Origin of the sequence: Flavobacterium soyae, assembly GCF_045348165.1 — a bacterium.
In the GTDB taxonomy this organism is placed as follows: Bacteria; Bacteroidota; Bacteroidia; order Flavobacteriales; family Flavobacteriaceae; genus Flavobacterium; species Flavobacterium soyae.
On record NZ_CP150845.1, the window covers coordinates 3120863 to 3139972 of the forward strand.

General features: G+C 34.0%; 16 protein-coding genes. 9 read left to right on the top strand and 7 right to left on the bottom strand.

The window, feature by feature from the left end; translation table 11 throughout:
- The first annotated feature begins 194 nt into the window (after nt 1–194).
- From AABD74_RS13405 to AABD74_RS13445, 9 genes are all read left to right on the top strand, one after another.
- Nucleotides 195–3215: a SusC/RagA family TonB-linked outer membrane protein gene (locus AABD74_RS13405; RefSeq protein ID WP_406843178.1), complete on the top strand. Its 3021-nt coding sequence runs from the start codon at nt 195–197 to the stop codon at nt 3213–3215.
- Between the two features lie 4 nt (nt 3216–3219).
- Nucleotides 3220–4674 (top strand): RagB/SusD family nutrient uptake outer membrane protein, encoded by a 1455-nt coding sequence (locus tag AABD74_RS13410; RefSeq protein WP_232682185.1) that lies wholly within the window; start codon nt 3220–3222, stop codon nt 4672–4674.
- 18 nt (nt 4675–4692) lie between these two features.
- On the top strand, nt 4693–5592 hold the full coding sequence (locus AABD74_RS13415) for a LamG domain-containing protein (RefSeq protein ID WP_406843179.1): 900 nt from the start codon (nt 4693–4695) through the stop codon (nt 5590–5592).
- A 69-nt stretch (nt 5593–5661) separates the two neighbouring features.
- Nucleotides 5662–7047: a glucoamylase family protein gene (locus AABD74_RS13420; protein WP_232682183.1), complete on the top strand. Its 1386-nt coding sequence runs from the start codon at nt 5662–5664 to the stop codon at nt 7045–7047.
- 13 nt (nt 7048–7060) lie between these two features.
- Entirely contained in the window at nt 7061–7774 is a 714-nt protein-coding gene (locus tag AABD74_RS13425; protein WP_232682182.1) for a prolyl oligopeptidase family serine peptidase, read from the top strand.
- 93 nt (nt 7775–7867) lie between these two features.
- Nucleotides 7868–10168: a beta-glucosidase BglX gene (gene bglX / locus AABD74_RS13430; protein ID WP_232682181.1), complete on the top strand. Its 2301-nt coding sequence runs from the start codon at nt 7868–7870 to the stop codon at nt 10166–10168.
- Between the two features lie 91 nt (nt 10169–10259).
- On the top strand, nt 10260–11045 hold the full coding sequence (locus AABD74_RS13435; RefSeq protein WP_406843180.1) for a glycerophosphodiester phosphodiesterase family protein: 786 nt from the start codon (nt 10260–10262) through the stop codon (nt 11043–11045).
- A gap of 56 nt (nt 11046–11101) precedes the next feature.
- Entirely contained in the window at nt 11102–13012 is a 1911-nt protein-coding gene (locus tag AABD74_RS13440; RefSeq protein ID WP_406843181.1) for a discoidin domain-containing protein, read from the top strand.
- A gap of 169 nt (nt 13013–13181) precedes the next feature.
- Nucleotides 13182–14573: a M20/M25/M40 family metallo-hydrolase gene (locus AABD74_RS13445; RefSeq protein ID WP_232682178.1), complete on the top strand. Its 1392-nt coding sequence runs from the start codon at nt 13182–13184 to the stop codon at nt 14571–14573.
- Between the two features lie 73 nt (nt 14574–14646).
- Here the strand turns inward: AABD74_RS13445 and AABD74_RS13450 are convergent, their stop codons facing one another.
- The 7 genes from AABD74_RS13450 to AABD74_RS13480 all read right to left on the bottom strand — a co-directional run bounded on the left by AABD74_RS13450 (nt 14647) and on the right by AABD74_RS13480 (nt 19085).
- Nucleotides 14647–14949 carry a hypothetical protein gene (locus AABD74_RS13450; RefSeq protein ID WP_232682177.1) on the bottom strand — a complete coding sequence of 101 codons (303 nt, stop codon included), beginning with the start codon at nt 14947–14949 and terminating at the stop codon, nt 14647–14649.
- A gap of 5 nt (nt 14950–14954) precedes the next feature.
- A complete protein-coding gene (locus tag AABD74_RS13455) occupies nt 14955–15479 on the bottom strand; it encodes a hypothetical protein (protein WP_311202635.1) in 525 nt (174 codons plus the stop codon).
- Between the two features lie 16 nt (nt 15480–15495).
- On the bottom strand, nt 15496–16176 hold the full coding sequence (locus tag AABD74_RS13460; protein WP_232682176.1) for a YiiX family permuted papain-like enzyme: 681 nt from the start codon (nt 16174–16176) through the stop codon (nt 15496–15498).
- A 107-nt stretch (nt 16177–16283) separates the two neighbouring features.
- A complete protein-coding gene (locus AABD74_RS13465; protein WP_406843182.1) occupies nt 16284–17201 on the bottom strand; it encodes a hypothetical protein in 918 nt (305 codons plus the stop codon).
- Nucleotides 17202–17220: 19 nt separating this feature from the next.
- Nucleotides 17221–18039, bottom strand: a complete 819-nt coding sequence (gene kdsA, locus AABD74_RS13470; protein WP_232682175.1) for a 3-deoxy-8-phosphooctulonate synthase — start codon at nt 18037–18039, stop codon at nt 17221–17223.
- 232 nt (nt 18040–18271) lie between these two features.
- Nucleotides 18272–18604, bottom strand: a complete 333-nt coding sequence (locus tag AABD74_RS13475) for a hypothetical protein (protein WP_406843183.1) — start codon at nt 18602–18604, stop codon at nt 18272–18274.
- A gap of 28 nt (nt 18605–18632) precedes the next feature.
- Nucleotides 18633–19085 carry a 2-dehydro-3-deoxyphosphooctonate aldolase gene (locus tag AABD74_RS13480; RefSeq protein WP_406843184.1) on the bottom strand — a complete coding sequence of 151 codons (453 nt, stop codon included), beginning with the start codon at nt 19083–19085 and terminating at the stop codon, nt 18633–18635.
- Nucleotides 19086–19110 lie beyond the last annotated feature (25 nt).

Here is a 19110-nt window from a genome sequence, read left to right on the forward strand (position 1 = left end):
CATAATTCCAATACATCATTACTACATCATAAGGTTATGTTAATGAAATTAATTTAACATTTATGATACTGATAATCATTAGGATACGCTTGTGTTTTAACACAATGATGTGGCTATGCTGTAGTGGTTTTTGATGTACTACAACGTTGTAATTGCTTAATTTGGCTCTACTAACTTAAACGATTACAAACTGTATGAAAAATTTTATTTTTAGCTTTTTAGCGCTCTTATTACTGCCAGCGTATATGTCTGGGCAGGTACAAGCAATTAAAGGAAAAGTAGTTGACAGCAGCGGAATGGGAATTCCCGGAGCAGTAATTGCTTCATCTGATGCCAGAGCAACTGCTGATGCAGATTTCGACGGAAACTTTACCATCAATGCAAAACCTGGAGACATTTTAAAAGTCTCTATGTTAGGTTTTGACTCAGTTTCTGTACCGGCAACTGCCGCACCAATGACAATCACTTTAAAAGAATCAGCTGATACTGCCTTAAAAGAAGTTGTTGTAATTGGGTACGGTACAAGAAAAAAGATTGATAATACTACAGCAATTTCTTCACTAAAAGGAGAAGATGTAGCAAAAACAAAAGTTCTAAATGCATCTCAGGCTATTCAGGGTAAAGCGGCAGGTGTACAAGTAACTTCTTCTGATGTACCAGGAAGTACTCCTTCTGTAGTAATTAGAGGTTTAGGTACAGCTTTAGGAGGAAGAACACCTTTGTATATTGTAGATGGTATGGCAACAGAAAATATCAACAATATCAATACAAATGATATTACTTCATATGACATTTTAAAAGATGCTTCTGCCTTAGCTATTTATGGTACAAGAGCTGCAAATGGAGTAATCATTATTACTACTAAAAAAGGTAAAGGAGATAAAGTCTCTGTTGAAATTGAAAGCTTTGGTGGTGTAAGAACTCCGCTTAAAAAAGTAAAAATGGCGGGTAGTAATAAATACGCATACTATACCAATTCAGCTTTACAATCTACTACATATTCTCAGGACCAGCCTGTTAATACAGATTGGTTTGACGAGATTACAAGAACAGGAAGTTATACTCAAAATAACATATCTGTTTCTGGAGCTACAGAAAACATTAAATACTTTTTCAGTTTAGGAAATTATGAAGAAAAAGGGATATTAAACGGTTTAGATTATGGCCGTACTACTTTTAGAAATAATAATGAATATAAAATTTCTAAGAAACTAACTTTAACTCAAAACTTTAGTTTAACATCAACGAAATCAGCTCCACAGCCATTATCAGCTTTTACAAATGCTTACAAACAATCACCTGTAGTTCCTGTGTATTTTGCAGATGGCAAATATGGAGTGGCTCGTGTTGGAGATGATGGTTTTGCAAGTGAAACTGGAAACTCAATTAATAATGTTGGAAATCCGGTTGCTCAACTTGATTTCTTTGATGAACAACAACGAAGTATTACTTTACAAGGAGGTTTAAAATTAGATTATGAAATTTTTAAATCTTTAAAATTTACTTCACAATTTAATGGTGAATATTATACTTGGAAACAATATAATTATGATGATACAGAAAACATTTGGTTAGCTGCAAATCCTAATAAAACGTCAACGGATTATAGAACAGAGTTTCCAACTGCTAATATCAATTTATTAACAAAAGGAAGAGAACAATACTATAACTGGAGTTTATCTAACTACTTAACATATAATAAAGTATTTAACGAAATCCACGATGTTGAAGTGACTGCTGGTATTGAAACCTATGTTAAAGGATCAAGAGAAAAATTGACCATTAAAAGAAAGAATGTAAATGCTGATGCTAATTATTGGTCTTTAAAAGATGTTGAATATGCGACAAATGTAACAAGTTATAAAGATGAGGTTTTTAACGAAACTAAATTAGCATCTTACTTAGGTCGTTTCCAGTACAAATTGATGGATAGATATTTATTGACAGGAACAGTTAGACGTGATGGATCTTCAAATTTTGCTAAAGATTATCGTTGGGGAACATTCCCGGCTTTTGGAGCAGGATGGATCATTACCAAAGAAAATTTCATGGCTGATGTTAAAGGACTTAACTTATTAAAATTAAGAGGAAGCTGGGGTAAATTAGGAAATCAAAATGTACCGCTTAACAGTCAGGGTTATACTTCAGGTCTGAATGCCTATTTAGGAGGTTCTATTTTAAATGAAGGAACTACAATTAACTCACAAATTGACCCAAGTTTGTCTTGGGAAGTTACTGAGGAATCTTCTGCAGGTTTAGATTTTGAGTTTTTAGACAGCAGATTAAAAGGAACTTTTGACGTGTATGATAAAAATACAGACAACGTAATTTTGAATACAAAGCCTTATATGACATCAGGAATTACTTCTGCATCACCGGCACACGTTGGAGAAGTGTCTAACAAAGGTTTTGAAATCTCTTTACGTTGGGATGATAAAATAGGCGAAAATTTCAGCTACTATGTTGGGGGTAACTTCTCTAACAATAAAAATGAGCTTACTGGTTTAAAAAATGTTATTTTATCTCCGGTTATTGGCGGTGGATTAGGAAATGGTCAGGATACCAAATTACTTGATAACACTACTATAGGTCAGCCATTAGGAAGTTTTTATATCTATGAGTACGCTGGTTTTGATTCTGCAACAGGAAAAATGTTATACTACAATGCTGCAGGAGATAAAGTAACTCAGGATGCTTTGAGTGCTACAGCCGACAAAAAATATGTTGGTTCAAGTTTACCAAAATCTAATTACGGAGTTTCTTTAGGATTCAATTACAAAAACTTTGATTTTTCTGTTGATGGTTATGGTACCGCTGGTGCAAAAGTATACAACGGGAAAAAAGCACAGCGTTTTTACGGAGAAAACATCGAAAACTCAATTGCTACTGATTTCTGGACAGCAAATAATGTAACAGCTTCAAATCCTGCACCTTTTAATCAGGTGCCGGTGGCTTCTACTTATTACTTAGAATCAGGTGACTTTTTTAGAATCAACAATATTACACTAGGATACAAATTACCATTGCAGGAAGGTAGTTTCATAAGTGCATGCAGAATTTATTTAAATGCGATTAATCCATTTATTACACAAAAATTCTCAGGGTTCACTCCAGAATTAAACGGAGATGGAAATCCTTATGGAACTCAAGGTGTTGAGCTTGATGCTTACCCAACTTTAAGATCATTTGTACTTGGTGCTAATTTAAAATTTTAATATTATGAAAAAGATATATATAGCAGCGTTTGTATTATCAGCATTCTTTTTTACAGCATGTGCAGACGATTATTTAGATGTAGATCAAACAGAATCTATTTCTACAAGCGATGTAGAGTTATTTAATAACGATGCAGGAGCAGCTCAGTTCGTGACAGCAATTTATAATAAGTTTCTAAATTGGGATATGACTTCATTCGGCTGGATCGGGTTATCAAGTATTACATCTGATGATGCTGATAAAGGATCTTCTGCCGGAGATACAGGAACAGATAAAGATGTATTGGATGCTTTGACTTATAATGCTTCTAATCCTTCTGCAGAAAGTACTTTTATAGCCAATTATGATGGAATAAACAGATGTAATCAGGCCTTAAATATACTTCCAAAATTAGATAAAGTAGATGCTGCCTTAAGAAACAGATTAGCAGGTGAGGCTAAGTTTTTAAGAGCTTTTATGTATTTTACTTTGGTAAAATGTTATGGTGGAGTACCAATTGTAGATCATTTACCGGTTCCGGGTTCAGACTCAGACAGAATAATGCAGTTAACTCGTAAAACACCTGCAGAAGTATATGCTTTTATCGAAGCAGATTTAAATGATGCAATTGCTGCATTACCTGAAAAAGGAGCTTATGGAGCTAATGAAAAATCAAGAGCTTCAAAGGGTGCTGCTTATGCATTATTAGCAAAAGTAAGTTTATATCAAAAGAAATGGCAGCAAGTAATTGATAATGCTAACAAAGTTACAGGTTACTCAATTGTTAGCGATTATGCGTCAATGTACAGAGCATCAGGAAAATTTGATTCAGAATCTATCTTCGAAATTTATGCACAAGGAGCTGTTCCTGCTAAAGGAATCGAAGGGTATTCTAACACGCAAGGTGCTCGTGGTACTGGCGGCTGGGGCTGGGGGTTTAATACACCATCTCAAAGTTTAGTAAACGCATACGAGGCTGGTGACGTTAGAAAAGCTGCAACTATCATTTTTAGAGGACAAACTTTATATGATGGAAGACTTATTCCAACAACAGTTGAAAATGAAAGATACAACTACAAAGCTTACTCATCATTATACACTAGTGCTTGGGAAACAGATGTTGACATTAAATACCTAAGATATGCCGAAGTTTTATTAATGAAAGCAGAAGCATTAAATGAACTAGGACAAACTTCAGACGCTATTCCATTATTAAACCAAATTAGAAACAGAGCAGGTTTAGGAAATACTCCGGCAGTTTCTCAAGCAGATGTTAGAATTGCAATTTGGAAAGAAAGAAGAGTAGAAATGGCTTTTGAGCACGACAGATTTTTTGATTTAGTACGTACAGGTCAGGCTAAAGCTGCTTTTGCAGTAGATGGAAAAACTTTTACTGAGGGTAAAAACGAATTATTTCCTATCCCGGCGTCATTCATCAAACAGGCAAATGGTTTATCAGCTCAAAATCCTGGTTATTAATTCTTAAAGACATTAAAAATGAAAAAAAATAAATCTATTTTCATGCTTTCTTTTGTTTTGGTTTCAGCATTGTTTGCTGGCTGCGAAGATAGTATTGATAAAGTAAACAGTCCAATTCCGTATGAGTCAATTGGAGGATATGAAAATTCAGATGATATTGCAGCTGCTCACTTAGTATCTAAATTTAGTTTTGACGGTAACATAGCAGATTCAAAAAATAGTATAACAGACGGATCAGCAACAAATGTAACCTATGAAACCGGTATAAAAGGAGAAGCTTATAAAGGATCTCCTAGTTCTTTTATTTCATATAATACAGTTGCAAATTCAGTAGTAAACGTAAAAAGCATAACAGTTTCAATGTGGATTAAAACAGATCCACATACTGGCGGTGCACAATCATTATTTATGCTTCCTAAAAAAACAGATTTTTGGGGAAATATTTTTACACTTATTGAAGGAACAGGGCCAGCAACAACAATGCTGCTTAAAAACCATATTCAAAAAGATGTTACACCAAGTATTCCCTGGGCAGGGCAATTTATTGAGCATGGCGGAGCAAATGTTTTAACAAATATGTTTGGAACATGGAAACATTTAGTATGGACATACAATGGTACAAGCTCTACTTATAGCATTTACATTGATGGACAAAAGCTGAATATCCCTGCATCTATTGCAAAAAGATATGCGAGCGATCCTACAACGGGAGGAGCTCCTTATGGAGAATTAGCAAATTCTGAAGTTTCTAAATTTATCATTGGAGGTTATCAGCAGCATTTAGGTGCTCCTTGGGGCAATGCAGATGGGTGGATGCTTCATTATACAGGCTTAATGGACGAATTCAGAATTTATGATGCAGCCCTTACTGACAATGAAGTCGTAGCTCTTTATAAATTAGAAAAAGACAAAAGATAAGCATTTTTTACACACCTGGAGGTTTATCCTCCAGGTGTATTTTAATTAGTTAATACATTATTTATCGACATGAAAATTTCAATATACATAGTCTCTCTTTTTAGTTTTTTTAACTCATGTTCATCGTCTGGACCAGACGGAACCTCTGGAGGAACCCCATTACCAACAACTCCAACTACACCAACAAAGCCTTTAACAGATGCTGAAGCTATGGATCAGGTGCAGAAAGATGCAATAAAATATTTTTGGGAATATGCAGATTCTAATTCAAAACTTGCAAGAGAAAGATATCTTACTGATGATCCTAATTTTGAAGCAAATATTATAACAACAGGAGGTTCAGCTTTTGGTTTAATGAGCATAATTGTAGGTGTAGAAAGAGGTTTTTTACCTAGGGCAGAAGCTGTTTCTAGACTTACAACAGCATTAACTTTTCTGGAAAAAGCAGAACGTTTTCACGGAGCATGGCCGCACTGGATGGATAATAAATCAGGAAAAGTAATTCCGTTTGGAACAAAAGATAATGGAGGAGATTTAGTAGAAACTTCTTTTGTCTGCCAGGCATTAATTACTATCAGAGAATATTTTAAAAACGGAAGCACAGCTGAAAAAGAATTAGCCACAAAAGCTGATGAACTTTGGAAAGGCGTAGAATGGGATTGGTACACACAAGGACAAGATGCACTATACTGGCATTGGTCTCCAAATTATGGTTGGGAAATGAACTTTAAACTAGAAGGATATAACGAATGTTTAATTACGTATGTAATGGCAGCTTCATCGCCAACACATCCAATTTCTGCAGAAGCTTATCATAAAGCTTGGGCAAGAAATGGGGCTATAGCAGATGGCAGATCTCAATACGGTATTCCGGTAGTTTTAAACTACAATGGGGCTTCAGGAAATGTTGGGCCAATGTTCTGGTCGCATTATTCTTATTTAGGTTTAGATCCAAATAACTTAAAAGATAAATATGCAGATTACTGGCAATTGACTCAAAACCATGCTAAAATTATGGTTCAGTACAGTATCGCCAACCCAAAAGGCTTTAAAGATTATTCAGATAAATGCTGGGGATTAACAGCAAGCTATACCAGAAACCCAGATGGTACAACAGGTTATACAGCACACCAGCCTAATAATGACAATGGTGTAATTTCGCCAACTGCTGCATTATCATCGTTTCCTTATACGCCGGTAGAATCTATGAAGTTTCTGCATTATTTATATGATGAAAACAAAGCAAAATATGTTGGAATAGCAGGGCCTTATGATGCTTTTTCGCCGCAATACAATTGGGTAACACCTCGATATTTAGCGATCGATCAGGGAACAATAGCGCCAATGATAGAAAACTACAGAACTGGTTTATTATGGAAGTTATTTATGAATGCATCTGATACTAAACAAGGTTTAAAAAAGCTTGGCTTTACATCAGGAAAATACGGTTTTTAAGATATAATCTATTATGAAATATAAACTGGGTTTAGTATTGCTTTTTATTTCCGTATTGGGTTTTGCTCAAAGTGAAACAACAGGAAAGTTAAAAACAGTTGTAGTAACCAATTATGAATTAGGTTATGTACTACACAAACCAGCAAATACGAAAGATAAAAAGCCGCTAATAGTTTTTATTTCAGGAGATGGAGAAAAAGGGACAGATATTGAAAAAATAAAAGTTCACGGCCCTTTAAAATATTTAAAAACAAATACATTAGACGCTTATGTTTTGGCGCCGCAATGCAAAGAACAGGAGAATTGGGATACAGAATCAATTTACGAACTGATTTTAAAAATTCAGAAAGAGAACAAAATTGATTCAGAAAGAATATATGTTACTGGTTTGAGCTCAGGAGGCTGGGCATCATGGAATTTGGCTTTTGCACATCCGGATCTATTTGCCGCAAACGTACCTGTCGCTGGCTTTGTAGATTTAATTCAGTTAGAGAAAACTTGTGAAATAGCCAATATTCCAACCAGAATTTTCCACGGATTATTAGATGATGTGGTAAAAGTAGATTATGCCATAAGCGTTTATAAAGAGCTAAAAAAGTGTAATGCAAAAGATGTTCAGTTAACTATTTTTGATGATGCTGGACATGACAGCTGGACAAGAGTTTATGACAATCCCGAAATTTATGACTGGATGTTGAAACAGAAAAAATTGAATATGAACAAATAAATATTATAGAATGAAATCGCTATGATTCCAAATTACAAATAGAATGAAGAAAAGCGATTCCATGTTCCATTAAAAAACAAATATTAAATACACATGAAAAACAAATTAGTCTTACTTTTTTTAGGATGTGCTGTTTTGGGTTACGCTCAAAAAAAGAGCACAAAAAGTACAGTGAAAATTAAACCTAAGTCAGAGTTTGTAGCAGAGTTAATGTCAAAAATGACATTAGAGGAAAAATTAGGACAGTTAAATTTACCAACATCTGGTGATATTACAACAGGGCAGGCAAACAGCTCAAATGTTGCAAAAAATATCGCAGAAGGAAAAGTGGGCGGTTTGTTCAATATAAAATCAGTGCAAAAAATTAAAGAAGTACAAAAAATAGCTGTCGAACAAAGCCGTTTAAAAATTCCATTGCTTTTTGGTATGGATGTTATTCACGGTTACGAAACAACATTCCCAATTCCGTTAGGATTATCTTGTACATGGGATATGGCTTTAATTGAAAGAAGTGCGCAGATTGCTGCAAAAGAAGCAAGTGCAGACGGAATCAACTGGACATTTTCACCAATGGTAGATATCTCACGTGATCCGCGTTGGGGAAGAGTTTCTGAAGGTTCAGGAGAAGATCCGTACTTAGGAAGCCAGATTGCAAAAGCGATGGTAAACGGATACCAACAGCACGATCTTTCAAAAAACAACTCCATTTTAGCGTGTGTAAAACACTTTGCATTGTACGGAGCGCCAGAAGGTGGTCGTGATTACAATACAGTTGATATGAGCCATATCAGAATGTTTAATGACTATTTCCCACCTTACAAAGCAGCTGTTGACGCTGGTGTAGGTTCGGTTATGGCTTCTTTTAATGAAATTGACGGAATTCCTGCAACTGGAAACAAATGGTTAATGACAGATGTTTTAAGAAAACAATGGGGTTTTAAAGGTTTCGTAGTGACAGATTTTACAGGAATTCCTGAAATGATCGAACATGGAATGGGGAACCTTCAAGACGTTTCTGCCTTAGCATTAAATGCTGGTGTAGAAATGGATATGGTTGGAGAAGGTTTCTTAGGAACATTGAAAAAATCATTAGACGAAAAAAGAGTTTCTATCGAGACAATAGACAATGCCGTTAGACTTATTTTAGAAGCAAAATATGATTTAGGATTATTCCAGGATCCATATAAATATTGTGATGAAAAAAGAGCTAAAACTGAAATATTCACAGCAGACAGCAGAAAAGAAGCACGTCAAATCGCTGCACAATCATTGGTTTTGTTAAAAAACCAAAATCAATTATTACCTCTTAAAAAATCAGGAACAATTGGTTTAATCGGGCCTTTGGCAGATGCTAAAGAAAACATGCCGGGAACATGGAGTGTAGCTACAAGAATGGAAAATGCCGTTTCATTATTGGCAGGAATTAAAGAAGTTGCAGGACCATCAACAAAAGTTTTATATGCTAAAGGAAGTAATTTAGATTACGACGAAGAATTTGAAACTAAAGCTACAATGTTTGGAAAAACATTACACCGTGACGGTCGTTCAAAAGAAGAATTATTAGCAGAAGCTTTAAAAGTAGCACAGCAATCAGATGTAATTATTGCTGCACTTGGAGAATCTGCTGAAATGAGCGGGGAATCAAGCAGCCGTACGAATTTAGAAATTCCACAAGCACAAAAAGACTTATTAAACGCATTATTAAAAACTGGAAAACCAGTAGTTGTAGTATTATTTGACGGACGTCCGTTAGTGATTACTGACGAAGAAAAAACAGTTCCAGCCATTTTAAATGCTTGGTTTGCGGGTACAGAAGCAGGTTACGCAATTGCTGACGTTTTATTTGGAGATGTAAACCCTTCTGGAAAATTAACAACAACTTTTCCAAGAAGTGTAGGGCAGTTACCAATTTACTACGCACACAAAAATACAGGAAGACCGCTTTCTAATACAGAAGGAAAATTCGAAAAATTCAGATCAAACTATATTGACGAAAGAAACGAGCCATTATTCCCATTTGGTTTTGGTTTAAGCTACACGACTTTTGATTACTCAAACCTTAAAATTTCTTCTGATAAAATGAACTTCAGCGGAAAACTAAAAGTAACGGTTGACGTAGCAAATACAGGAAATTTTGACGGAAAAGAAACAGTTCAATTATACATTAGAGATTTAGTTGGTTCCGTAACAAGACCAGTTAGAGAATTGAAAGGTTTCCAAAAAATAGCACTTAAAAAAGGTGAAAAACAAACAGTAAGTTTTGATATTACTGTTGAAGATTTAAAATTTTATAATTCTGATTTGCAATTCGCAGCAGAACCTGGACAGTTTGATATTTTCGTTGGAGGAAATTCAACTGCCGACAAGAAAGTTAGTTTTGAGTTAACTAAATAGTTGGTTTATTGATTAGTAAGGGCCCTTCGTTTGGTTGACGGAGGGCTTTTTTATAAAAGAACATTTTTTATAAATCATAATTTTTAAAATAATGAATACTAGTAAAGCACTCAGAATACCACTTTTTTTAGCAGTAACAATTGTTTTTCAATCGTGCTGCGTAAAAGAGAATGCAATAGTGGCACACCGTGGTGCATGGAAAAAAAATAATCTTCCCGAAAATTCTATCGCATCTTTAAGACATGCCATTGACTTAAAATTACCCGGTTCAGAATTTGACGTTTGGAGAACCGCAGATGATTCGCTCGTAATCAACCACGATGCGCATTATAACAAATTGCTTGTCGAACAAACCAATTATGCTGACTTAATAAAGTTTAAACTTTCTAATGGAGAAAAACTTCCAACATTACACGAATATATTTCAGAAGGAAAAAAGAACAACAAACACACTCTTTTAGTCTGCGAAATAAAACCTTCGGAAATTAGTAAAGAAAGAGGAAAACAAACTGCCATAAAAGCAGTTGAAACCATCAAAAAACTAAAAGCAGATAAAAATACCTGTTACATAAGTTTTGACTATGAAATTCTAAAACAAATTAGACAAGTTGACCAGAAAACGGTTTTGCAGTATTTAGAAGGAAATAAATCTCCGAAAGAAGTAAAAATAGATAATATTAACGGTGTTGATTATCATTATTCAGTCTTTAAAAAGCATCCTGAATGGATTAAAGAAGCAAAAGACAATAATATAATTCTAAATGCCTGGACAGTTAACGAAGCGGCTGATATGGATTGGATTATAGAAAATAAATTCAATTACATTACCACAAACGAACCTGAACTTTTAAGCGAAAGATTAAAAGAAAAAAAATAGATTTTCATCATCATTTTACTAAGAGATTGAATTCTATAAACTTAAAAAGAATACAAATGAAAAAGATATTCCTATTGCTTTTGGCTGCCTGTACAACAAGTATTTGGCCGCAAAAAGCTAATATTCCCGGGAAAACAGATTGGTTTGACCCAAATAAACCTGCAACAACTTATTGTAATCCAATTAATATTGGATACAATTTTACTACTCACAATCATAATGGAATTCCTGAATCGCGCCGTTCCAGTGCCGATCCGGTAATTATTACCTATAAAGGCGAATACTATTTATTTGCTACGAATCAGGCAGGTTTCTTCTGGAGTAAAGATATGTCAGACTGGAATTTTGTTTATGGAAGTTTTCAAAGAAAACCTGGTGACGACGATCAATGCGCCCCTGCGGCGTGGGTTGTAAACGATACTTTATTTTATGTGGGTTCAACATGGAATAGAGATCATCCAATTTGGAAAACTGCCGATCCAAAATCAGGAAGATGGACACGTCATGTAGACAAAGCCATGCTGCCAACTTGGGATCCTGCGATTTTTCAGGATGATGACAAGAAAGTATATATGTATTACGGTTCAAGCGGAAAACTGCCGCTTGTAGGAACAGAGGTTGATTATAATACATGGCTTCCAAAAGGAAATCAGGCCGATTATGCACAATTATACAAAGCAACAGAAGTAGAAGATATTCAGCGTCCGTATGGGCAGATCAAAGAAGTTGCTGTTTTAGACCCTGCAGCGCACGGCTGGGAACGTTTTGGGCCAAACAATGATATGGAACCAGCACCTTGGGGAAATTTCATTGAAGGAGCGTGGATGACCAAACACAACGGAAAATATTATATGCAGTATGGCGCTCCGGCAACCGAGTTTAAAGGTTATGCAAATGGAGTTCATGTTGGAGATAATCCGTTAGGGCCATTTACCTATCAAAAACACAATCCAATGTCATATAAGCCAGGCGGATTTGTGATTGGAGCTGGACACGGAAATACTTTTGCAGATAACTACGGAAATTATTGGAACACAGGAACGTGCAAGATTTCTATAAAAGACCGTTTCGAGCGCCGTATCGATATGTTTCCGGCAGGTTTTGATAAAGATGATGTAATGTATTCGATAACCTCTTATGGAGATTTTCCAATTGTTCTTCCAACAAGTCAGCGTGACCAAACAAAGGGTGCTTCATCTGGATGGATGTTACTTTCGTATAAAAAGCCTGTAACTGTTTCTTCTTCTGAGGAATGTTTAGAAGTTGAAACACACAGAATGGATAACGGCGGAAAAAAAGTTTACGAGAAATTTTGTTATGGTCCTGAAAATTTAACCGATGAAAATATCCAAACCTATTGGTCTGCTAAAACAGGAAATCCGGACGAATGGCTTCAAATGGATTTAGGCCGTCAAATGGAAATTAAGGCCTTGCAGATCAATTATGCAGACCATAAAGCAACGCAGTATAACAAGGCGATGGATATTTATTATCAGTATAAAATTTTTATGTCTGATGATGCACAAAACTGGACTTTGGTGGTTGACAAATCTAAAAATGATAAAGATGCACCACATGATTATGTTGAATTAACAAAATCGTTTAAAGCACGTTACATAAAAATGGTTAACATTCACAATGCATCTGGATTGTTTGCTATTTCAGATTTCAGAGTTTTTGGAAATGGATTATCAGAGAAACCAAAAGCGGTTACGTCGTTTAAAGTGGACAGAAATAAACTGGATTCAAGAAACGCTATGATTTCATGGAAAAAACAAAATGATGCCGTTGGATATAATATTTATTATGGAATTGCTCCGGATAAATTATACAACAGTATTATGGTTTATGGAGATAACACGTACGATTTTAGAGGATTAGACAAAGGAACAAAGTATTATTTTACTATAGAAGCCTTTAATGAAAACGGTATTGGCATAAAAAATAAGATTATCGAAGTAAAGTAACATTATTTTAAAGAAAACAAGAAAAACTCTAATTATGAACAAAAAAGGTTTATAATTAGAGTTTTTTTTTGAGAAAAGGCTGCGAAAAATACCTGACAGTTCTATAGAATTTTGTTTCTTTGTAAGAGAAGCCAAAAAAGCAACATAACCCCAAAATGTTATTAAAATTATGAAAAAAACGATTCTTTTAACTGCTTTAGTTTTAAATGGATTGACCGCATCTTTTGCTCAGTCAAATGATGAAAAAAACATTAAATTATTTTATAAAAAAGCTTTAACCGAAGCTAAATGTTATTCTTGGTTAGAATATCTTTCAAATGATATCGGAAGCCGTTTATCTGGATCAAAAGGTGCTGCAGAAGCTGTTGAGTATACAAAAAGACAATTAGAAGGTCTGGGGCTTGACAAAGTTTATCTTCAGGAAGTTATGGTTCCTCACTGGGTTCGAGGCGAAAAAGAAACTGCTTTTATTTTAGATGGAAAAGTAAAAACTGCGGTGCCAATCTGCGCACTTGGAGGTTCAGTTGCAACTCCAAAAACAGGAATTACTGCTGAGGTAATCGAAGTACAAAGCATTGACGAATTGAAAGGTCTTGGAGATAAAGTAAAAGGTAAAATTGTATTTTTTAACAGACCAATGAATCCTGAAAATATCGCAGCATTTGAATCTTATTCAGGTGCAGGAGATCAAAGAAGAAGTGGTGCAAAAGAAGCTGCAAAACTTGGGGCAGTGGGTGCAATTGTGCGTTCATTAAATTTTCGTTTAGACGATTTTCCTCATACAGGAGCTCAAAGCTACGATGATTTACCTAAAAATCAATATATTCCGGCAGCGGCAATCAGCACAAATGGAGCTGAATTATTGAGTAAATTATTAAAAGCAAATCCGGCTTTAAAATTCTATTTCAAACAATCTTGTGAAACATTGCCGGATGCATTATCCTATAATGTTATTGGAGAATTAACAGGAACTGTAACTCCGGAGAACATTATTGTTGTTGGCGGGCATTTAGATTCCTGGGATTTAGCCGATGGTTCTCATGACGATGGAGCAGGAGTAGTACAAAGTATGGAAGTTGTCCGTATTTTGAAAAACCTAAACTATAAACCAAAAAATACTATTCGCGTTGTTTTGTTTATGAATGAAGAAAATGGAGGAAAAGGCGGTGCTAAATATGAGGAAGTTTCAAAACAAAAGAATGAGAACCATATTTTTGCTTTAGAAAGTGATTCAGGCGGATTTACTCCAAGAGGTTTTTCTATCGAAGCTGATGATGCTAATTTTAAAAAGATTCAAGGATTTAAAGATTTCTTCGAGCCATATTTTATTAATAGTTTTATCAAAGGACATGCAGGTTCAGATATTGAGCATTTAACTTCAAAAACAATTGTAAAAGCAGGTTTAATGCCAGATTCACAGCGTTATTTTGATTATCACCACGCAGCAAACGATAAATTTGATGCCATTAACAAAAGAGAATTAGAGCTTGGGGCAGCAACGATGACTTCGTTAATCTATTTAATAGACCAAACGGGAATTGTTCTTCCATCAGCAAATTAAGACTTTTTAATCAGCATATTTGAAAGCTGCGAGTATAAACTCGCAGCTTTTTTTATTTGATAAAATTCTAAGTTTAATTTTTCATTACTAAATAATAAAAAAATGTAATTGGAATATTAGAAAACAGAATTAAAATTTTAACCGCAATATCTCTTCTTTGCTCAGGAAGATGAATAAATCTTTCTGTTAAATAAAAAAGCATTATCGTATTTAATACTATTGCAGAAAGTACAAATGGCCACGCAATGATTAAGATATTTGAACTTTCATTTGACACAATATAAAGTATAAACAGCAGTGTAATGATTATAAAGGTTCCAATTGCTAATTCAGTAGATTGTTTTTCTTCAAAAGATTTATGGTTGATGGTTTTCATAAGGTTTAAATTTTAAATGTTTGCTGAATAGATACTATGGGCATTAAAAGCATTTTTGAAAAATCCAGATAATAGAATGAATGCGCTCGTTTTCCCCTGATAAATTGTCGAACGAAGTATTTTATCTGTTTTGGATAAAATAATGTTCCTGATAAAATTACCATGAACAAATACAAACTTCTTTTTCCATTGCCAAGAAGATAATACTGCATCCCGATTTCTTCATAAACAGAAATTCCGGTATTAGTTAAAACATGAATAATATCATGATCTTCCAGTTTTTCCTGAATATCAAAATGATGTTTATAGAGAAAATTTCCTAAACCATATCCCAAACTATCTTTCGGGAAATTCATTAATTCGGCTTTATTAATTTCCCATGGCTCATTCTTCTTAAAATATTTTTGATAAGGCTTTTTTGTGTATTCATATAATCTTTCAATTAAATAATCTCTCATATTTTGGGTAGTTAAAAGTTCTTTGAATTTCAAAGTGAATAGTGAAATAAAAAAGCTAATTGGTTTTAGCATTAGCTTTTATTGAATTTTAATAATTATCAATTATAGCTGTAAGCAAATTTGAATTGGCTAGGTCAGAAGGGGCAGTTACTTTTTCTTCTAACGGAATTTCATTACCATATCTTTCCTTTAATATTTTTTGAACCCTTGGATCTTCTAGATTAAAACTCTTCAATTCTCTTAGTTTTGAAAGTTCGATTCCGGCGGCGTTTTTATAAATCTTCCAAACTAATTCAGAACAATAAATCTTTGTATCAGTCCATTCAAAATAGGCATCATATTCTTTTCCATCAAACTGCTGGCTGTAATCTTTCATTTTTTGAAGAACGGGCGGGGTTAAAACTTTATCAGCATTTTTTAATCGTTTTACCACATATTTATTGTCTTTTCCGTGCTGAATCCATTCATCAAGCGGTGTAAGTTTCACAGGCTGAACTGCCTCAAAAACAAACCAATTTCCGTTTATATTATAAATGATACCGCAATGAGAAAATTTAGAATTGGTTGCAATTCGCACCGCTTCACATTGAGGAGATTGTGAAGTTTGGAATATAATATCTCCATCCTGAATTTTATCTAAAACTATATTCGTTTCAGATTTTGCTTTAGAAAATGGATTATTTGGAAAAACTTTCATCGCCACAAATAATGCACAGCCAAAACTCAGCAGAAATGTAATGATTAGAAAAATATATTTTTGTTTTTTCATAGCTTAGCAAAAAGTATTTAAAGTACTTTGAGTTGCAAAGTAAATAATAAAAAAAATAGTTACCAAATAAATGATAACTATTTTTAGAATATATTTTTGAAGAAGTATTAGATTCTAAAAATACCGCCAACAGCAATAATTCTTTGAAAGAAATAAAAGTGTTGTGATGCTTTATCCTCATTACTTACAGTAGTTTTGATATCGTGCATATCAATATAACCGCCCTTTAGCTCACCCTGAAGATAGAAGTGTTTAAAGAAAGTAAAGTTAATACCTGCTTTTGCAGATAAACCATAACCTGAAACATGAAAATCATCGTGACGTTCTTTTCCTAAAAGAGTTGTATTTGTTTTAGGATATAAAATTCCTCCGCCAATACCTTCAGTTAAATTAATTTGAACTTTATCAATATTAGGTAAACCAAACCATTTTGAAATGTCATCATGTCTGGCAACTTCTGTATTGATGTAGTTTAAACCATCTGTATGCTCGTACATTAAAAATGCAGGACCATTTGGATTAGTAACACCCATGTCATAACCACCTTCTATAGCACCATTTAAAGACATATCTACAGGTTTATTGATGTAATCTCCATTGTAGAGAGCAGCAGCAGGATCATTCGCAGGTAAATTAATATAACCATTAACTTTGGCCGTTTGATTCTGAGTCATTACATATTTCATGTGGTCAACACCAATGGCAACGCTGTAATGATCGCTGATAAAATAACCAAATTTCAGGTTAGTCTGCGGAATTGTCATATTAGCAGGGTTGATATAATCAACATGCCATCCTTTAGGTTTGTCGTGAGCAGCCATGTTTTCTACTCTAAACTTGTAATCTTTTCCGGTAAATGTCACATCAGATTTTGAGTAACTTTCTCTATTACCACCCCAAGAAACAAAGAACTTTCCTTTATTGTGTGCTGTGTATTTGTCTTGTATTGCAATTTCTTCCTGAGCAAATGTGTTGACAGCAAAACACATTAAAAAGAAAGGCAAAAATAAAAATTTTGTTTTCAAAGAAATATTAGATAAAAAATTAAAAGGCGTTTACAGTTTTTCTAATAGCAACCAACTTATTCATTAAACCTTCAAAATAGTCTAAATGAAGCATGTTAGCGCCATCGCTTTTTGCGTTTGCAGGATCAAAGTGTGTTTCGATAAAAATTCCGTCAACACCCACTGCAATACCAGCTTTAGCTACAGTTTCGATCATATCAGGTCTTCCTCCTGTTACTCCGGCAGTTTGGTTTGGCTGCTGTAAAGAATGCGTAACATCTAATACCGTTGTTGCATATTGCTGCATAGTAGGAATTCCTCTAAAATCAACAATCATGTCCTGATAACCAAACATAGTACCGCGATCTGTAACCATAACATTTTCATTATTACAGTCTAATACTTTTTGTACAGCATGCTTCATACTTTCCGGACTCATAAATTGCCCTTTTTTCAGGTTTACTGTTTTGCCGGTATTAGCTGCTGCAACAACTAAATCAGTCTGACGGACTAAAAATGCAGGAATTTGTAGAACATCAACATATTGTGCTGCCATATCGGCATCTTCGTTAGTATGAATGTCTGTAACTGTTGGAATGTGAAAAGTTTCTGAAACTTTTCTTAAAATTTTTAAAGCTTTTTCATCTCCAATTCCAGAAAAACTATCAATTCTGGAACGATTTGCTTTTTTAAAAGACCCTTTAAAAACATAAGGAATCTGAAGTTTGTCGGTAATACCAACTAATTTTTCAGCAATTCTAAGAGCCATTTCCTCTCCTTCAATAGCGCAAGGCCCCGCCAATAAAAAGAAATTCCCGCTGTCAGTATGCTTAATTTGTGGAATATGCTGTAAGTTCATAAAATTATTTTTTTTGCAATGCAAAGGTAGTTATGATTTATGAATAGCAGATGAAGATTTAAGATTATTTTAAGACCAATAATTGTTAATAATGTAATATTTTTCTTTAATTGTGTTTTTTCTTGCTTTTTAGAATGATTTTGTGCCGAAACTTCTGGATTCTTTTATAAAAGTCAAAAAAATGGCTTTCTCAAAAAAGAATTTTTGCTTCGAAAACAAGTATAATAAAACATTACAATTTAGTTTTACGATCTAGTAATCTTTTTACAAAATATTGAATAATAATAACGATCAGAAGAACTAAAGAAGAAAATATAATAAATGAAGCAAGACCGATAAGCGGCATTCCGCATCTTGTAGAAGTAGGATTTTGTTCAAAATACTTTGAAAAATTATATGAGCCGATATAAAATGAAACAATTGAGAGAACAATTTGAAGAACTATATTTGTAATTAATACAGCTTTAAACCTTAAGAAAATAGGTTTTAAAATTGCAATTGTGCCAAATATTAATTGAAATAATAAAGGTAAAACGATTAAAATTAAAGGAGTTGTCCCAAACATTTCGGCTTATATTTTTGTCAATTATAATTTACTCTTTCTTCAAAGACAATCCCATCGGAACCATTAAAATTCCTTTTTCATAAATATTCAAATACAGTGTTACAGGCTTTTTTTGTCCTTCCCAGGTTAGTTCATATACATTTAAAAATCCGGCGCCCATGTTGCTTCTTTTAGTTGGAAAAGGGCAGCAGGTTTCTAAACGTTTATAAGTGATTTTTTCACCATTAGGGCCGGCTAAAGCATTCAAAAAACGAACCTCATTTGTCGCTTCATCCTGCGTATTTCTAAAAAATATATTTACAGGATAATCAGGATCATAGCCGTATTTTTTGTCTTTGCTAAATTGTGTAATAACAAACGTATTATTCTTATTTAAAATTAAATCAGGAGCATTATCGTCTACATTTTTCAAAGTAGATTTTGTACTGATACAAGAAGTTACTGAAATTAATAGAATAATAAAAAGACTTATTTTTTTCATGGTTGAGGTTTATTTTGGTCACACA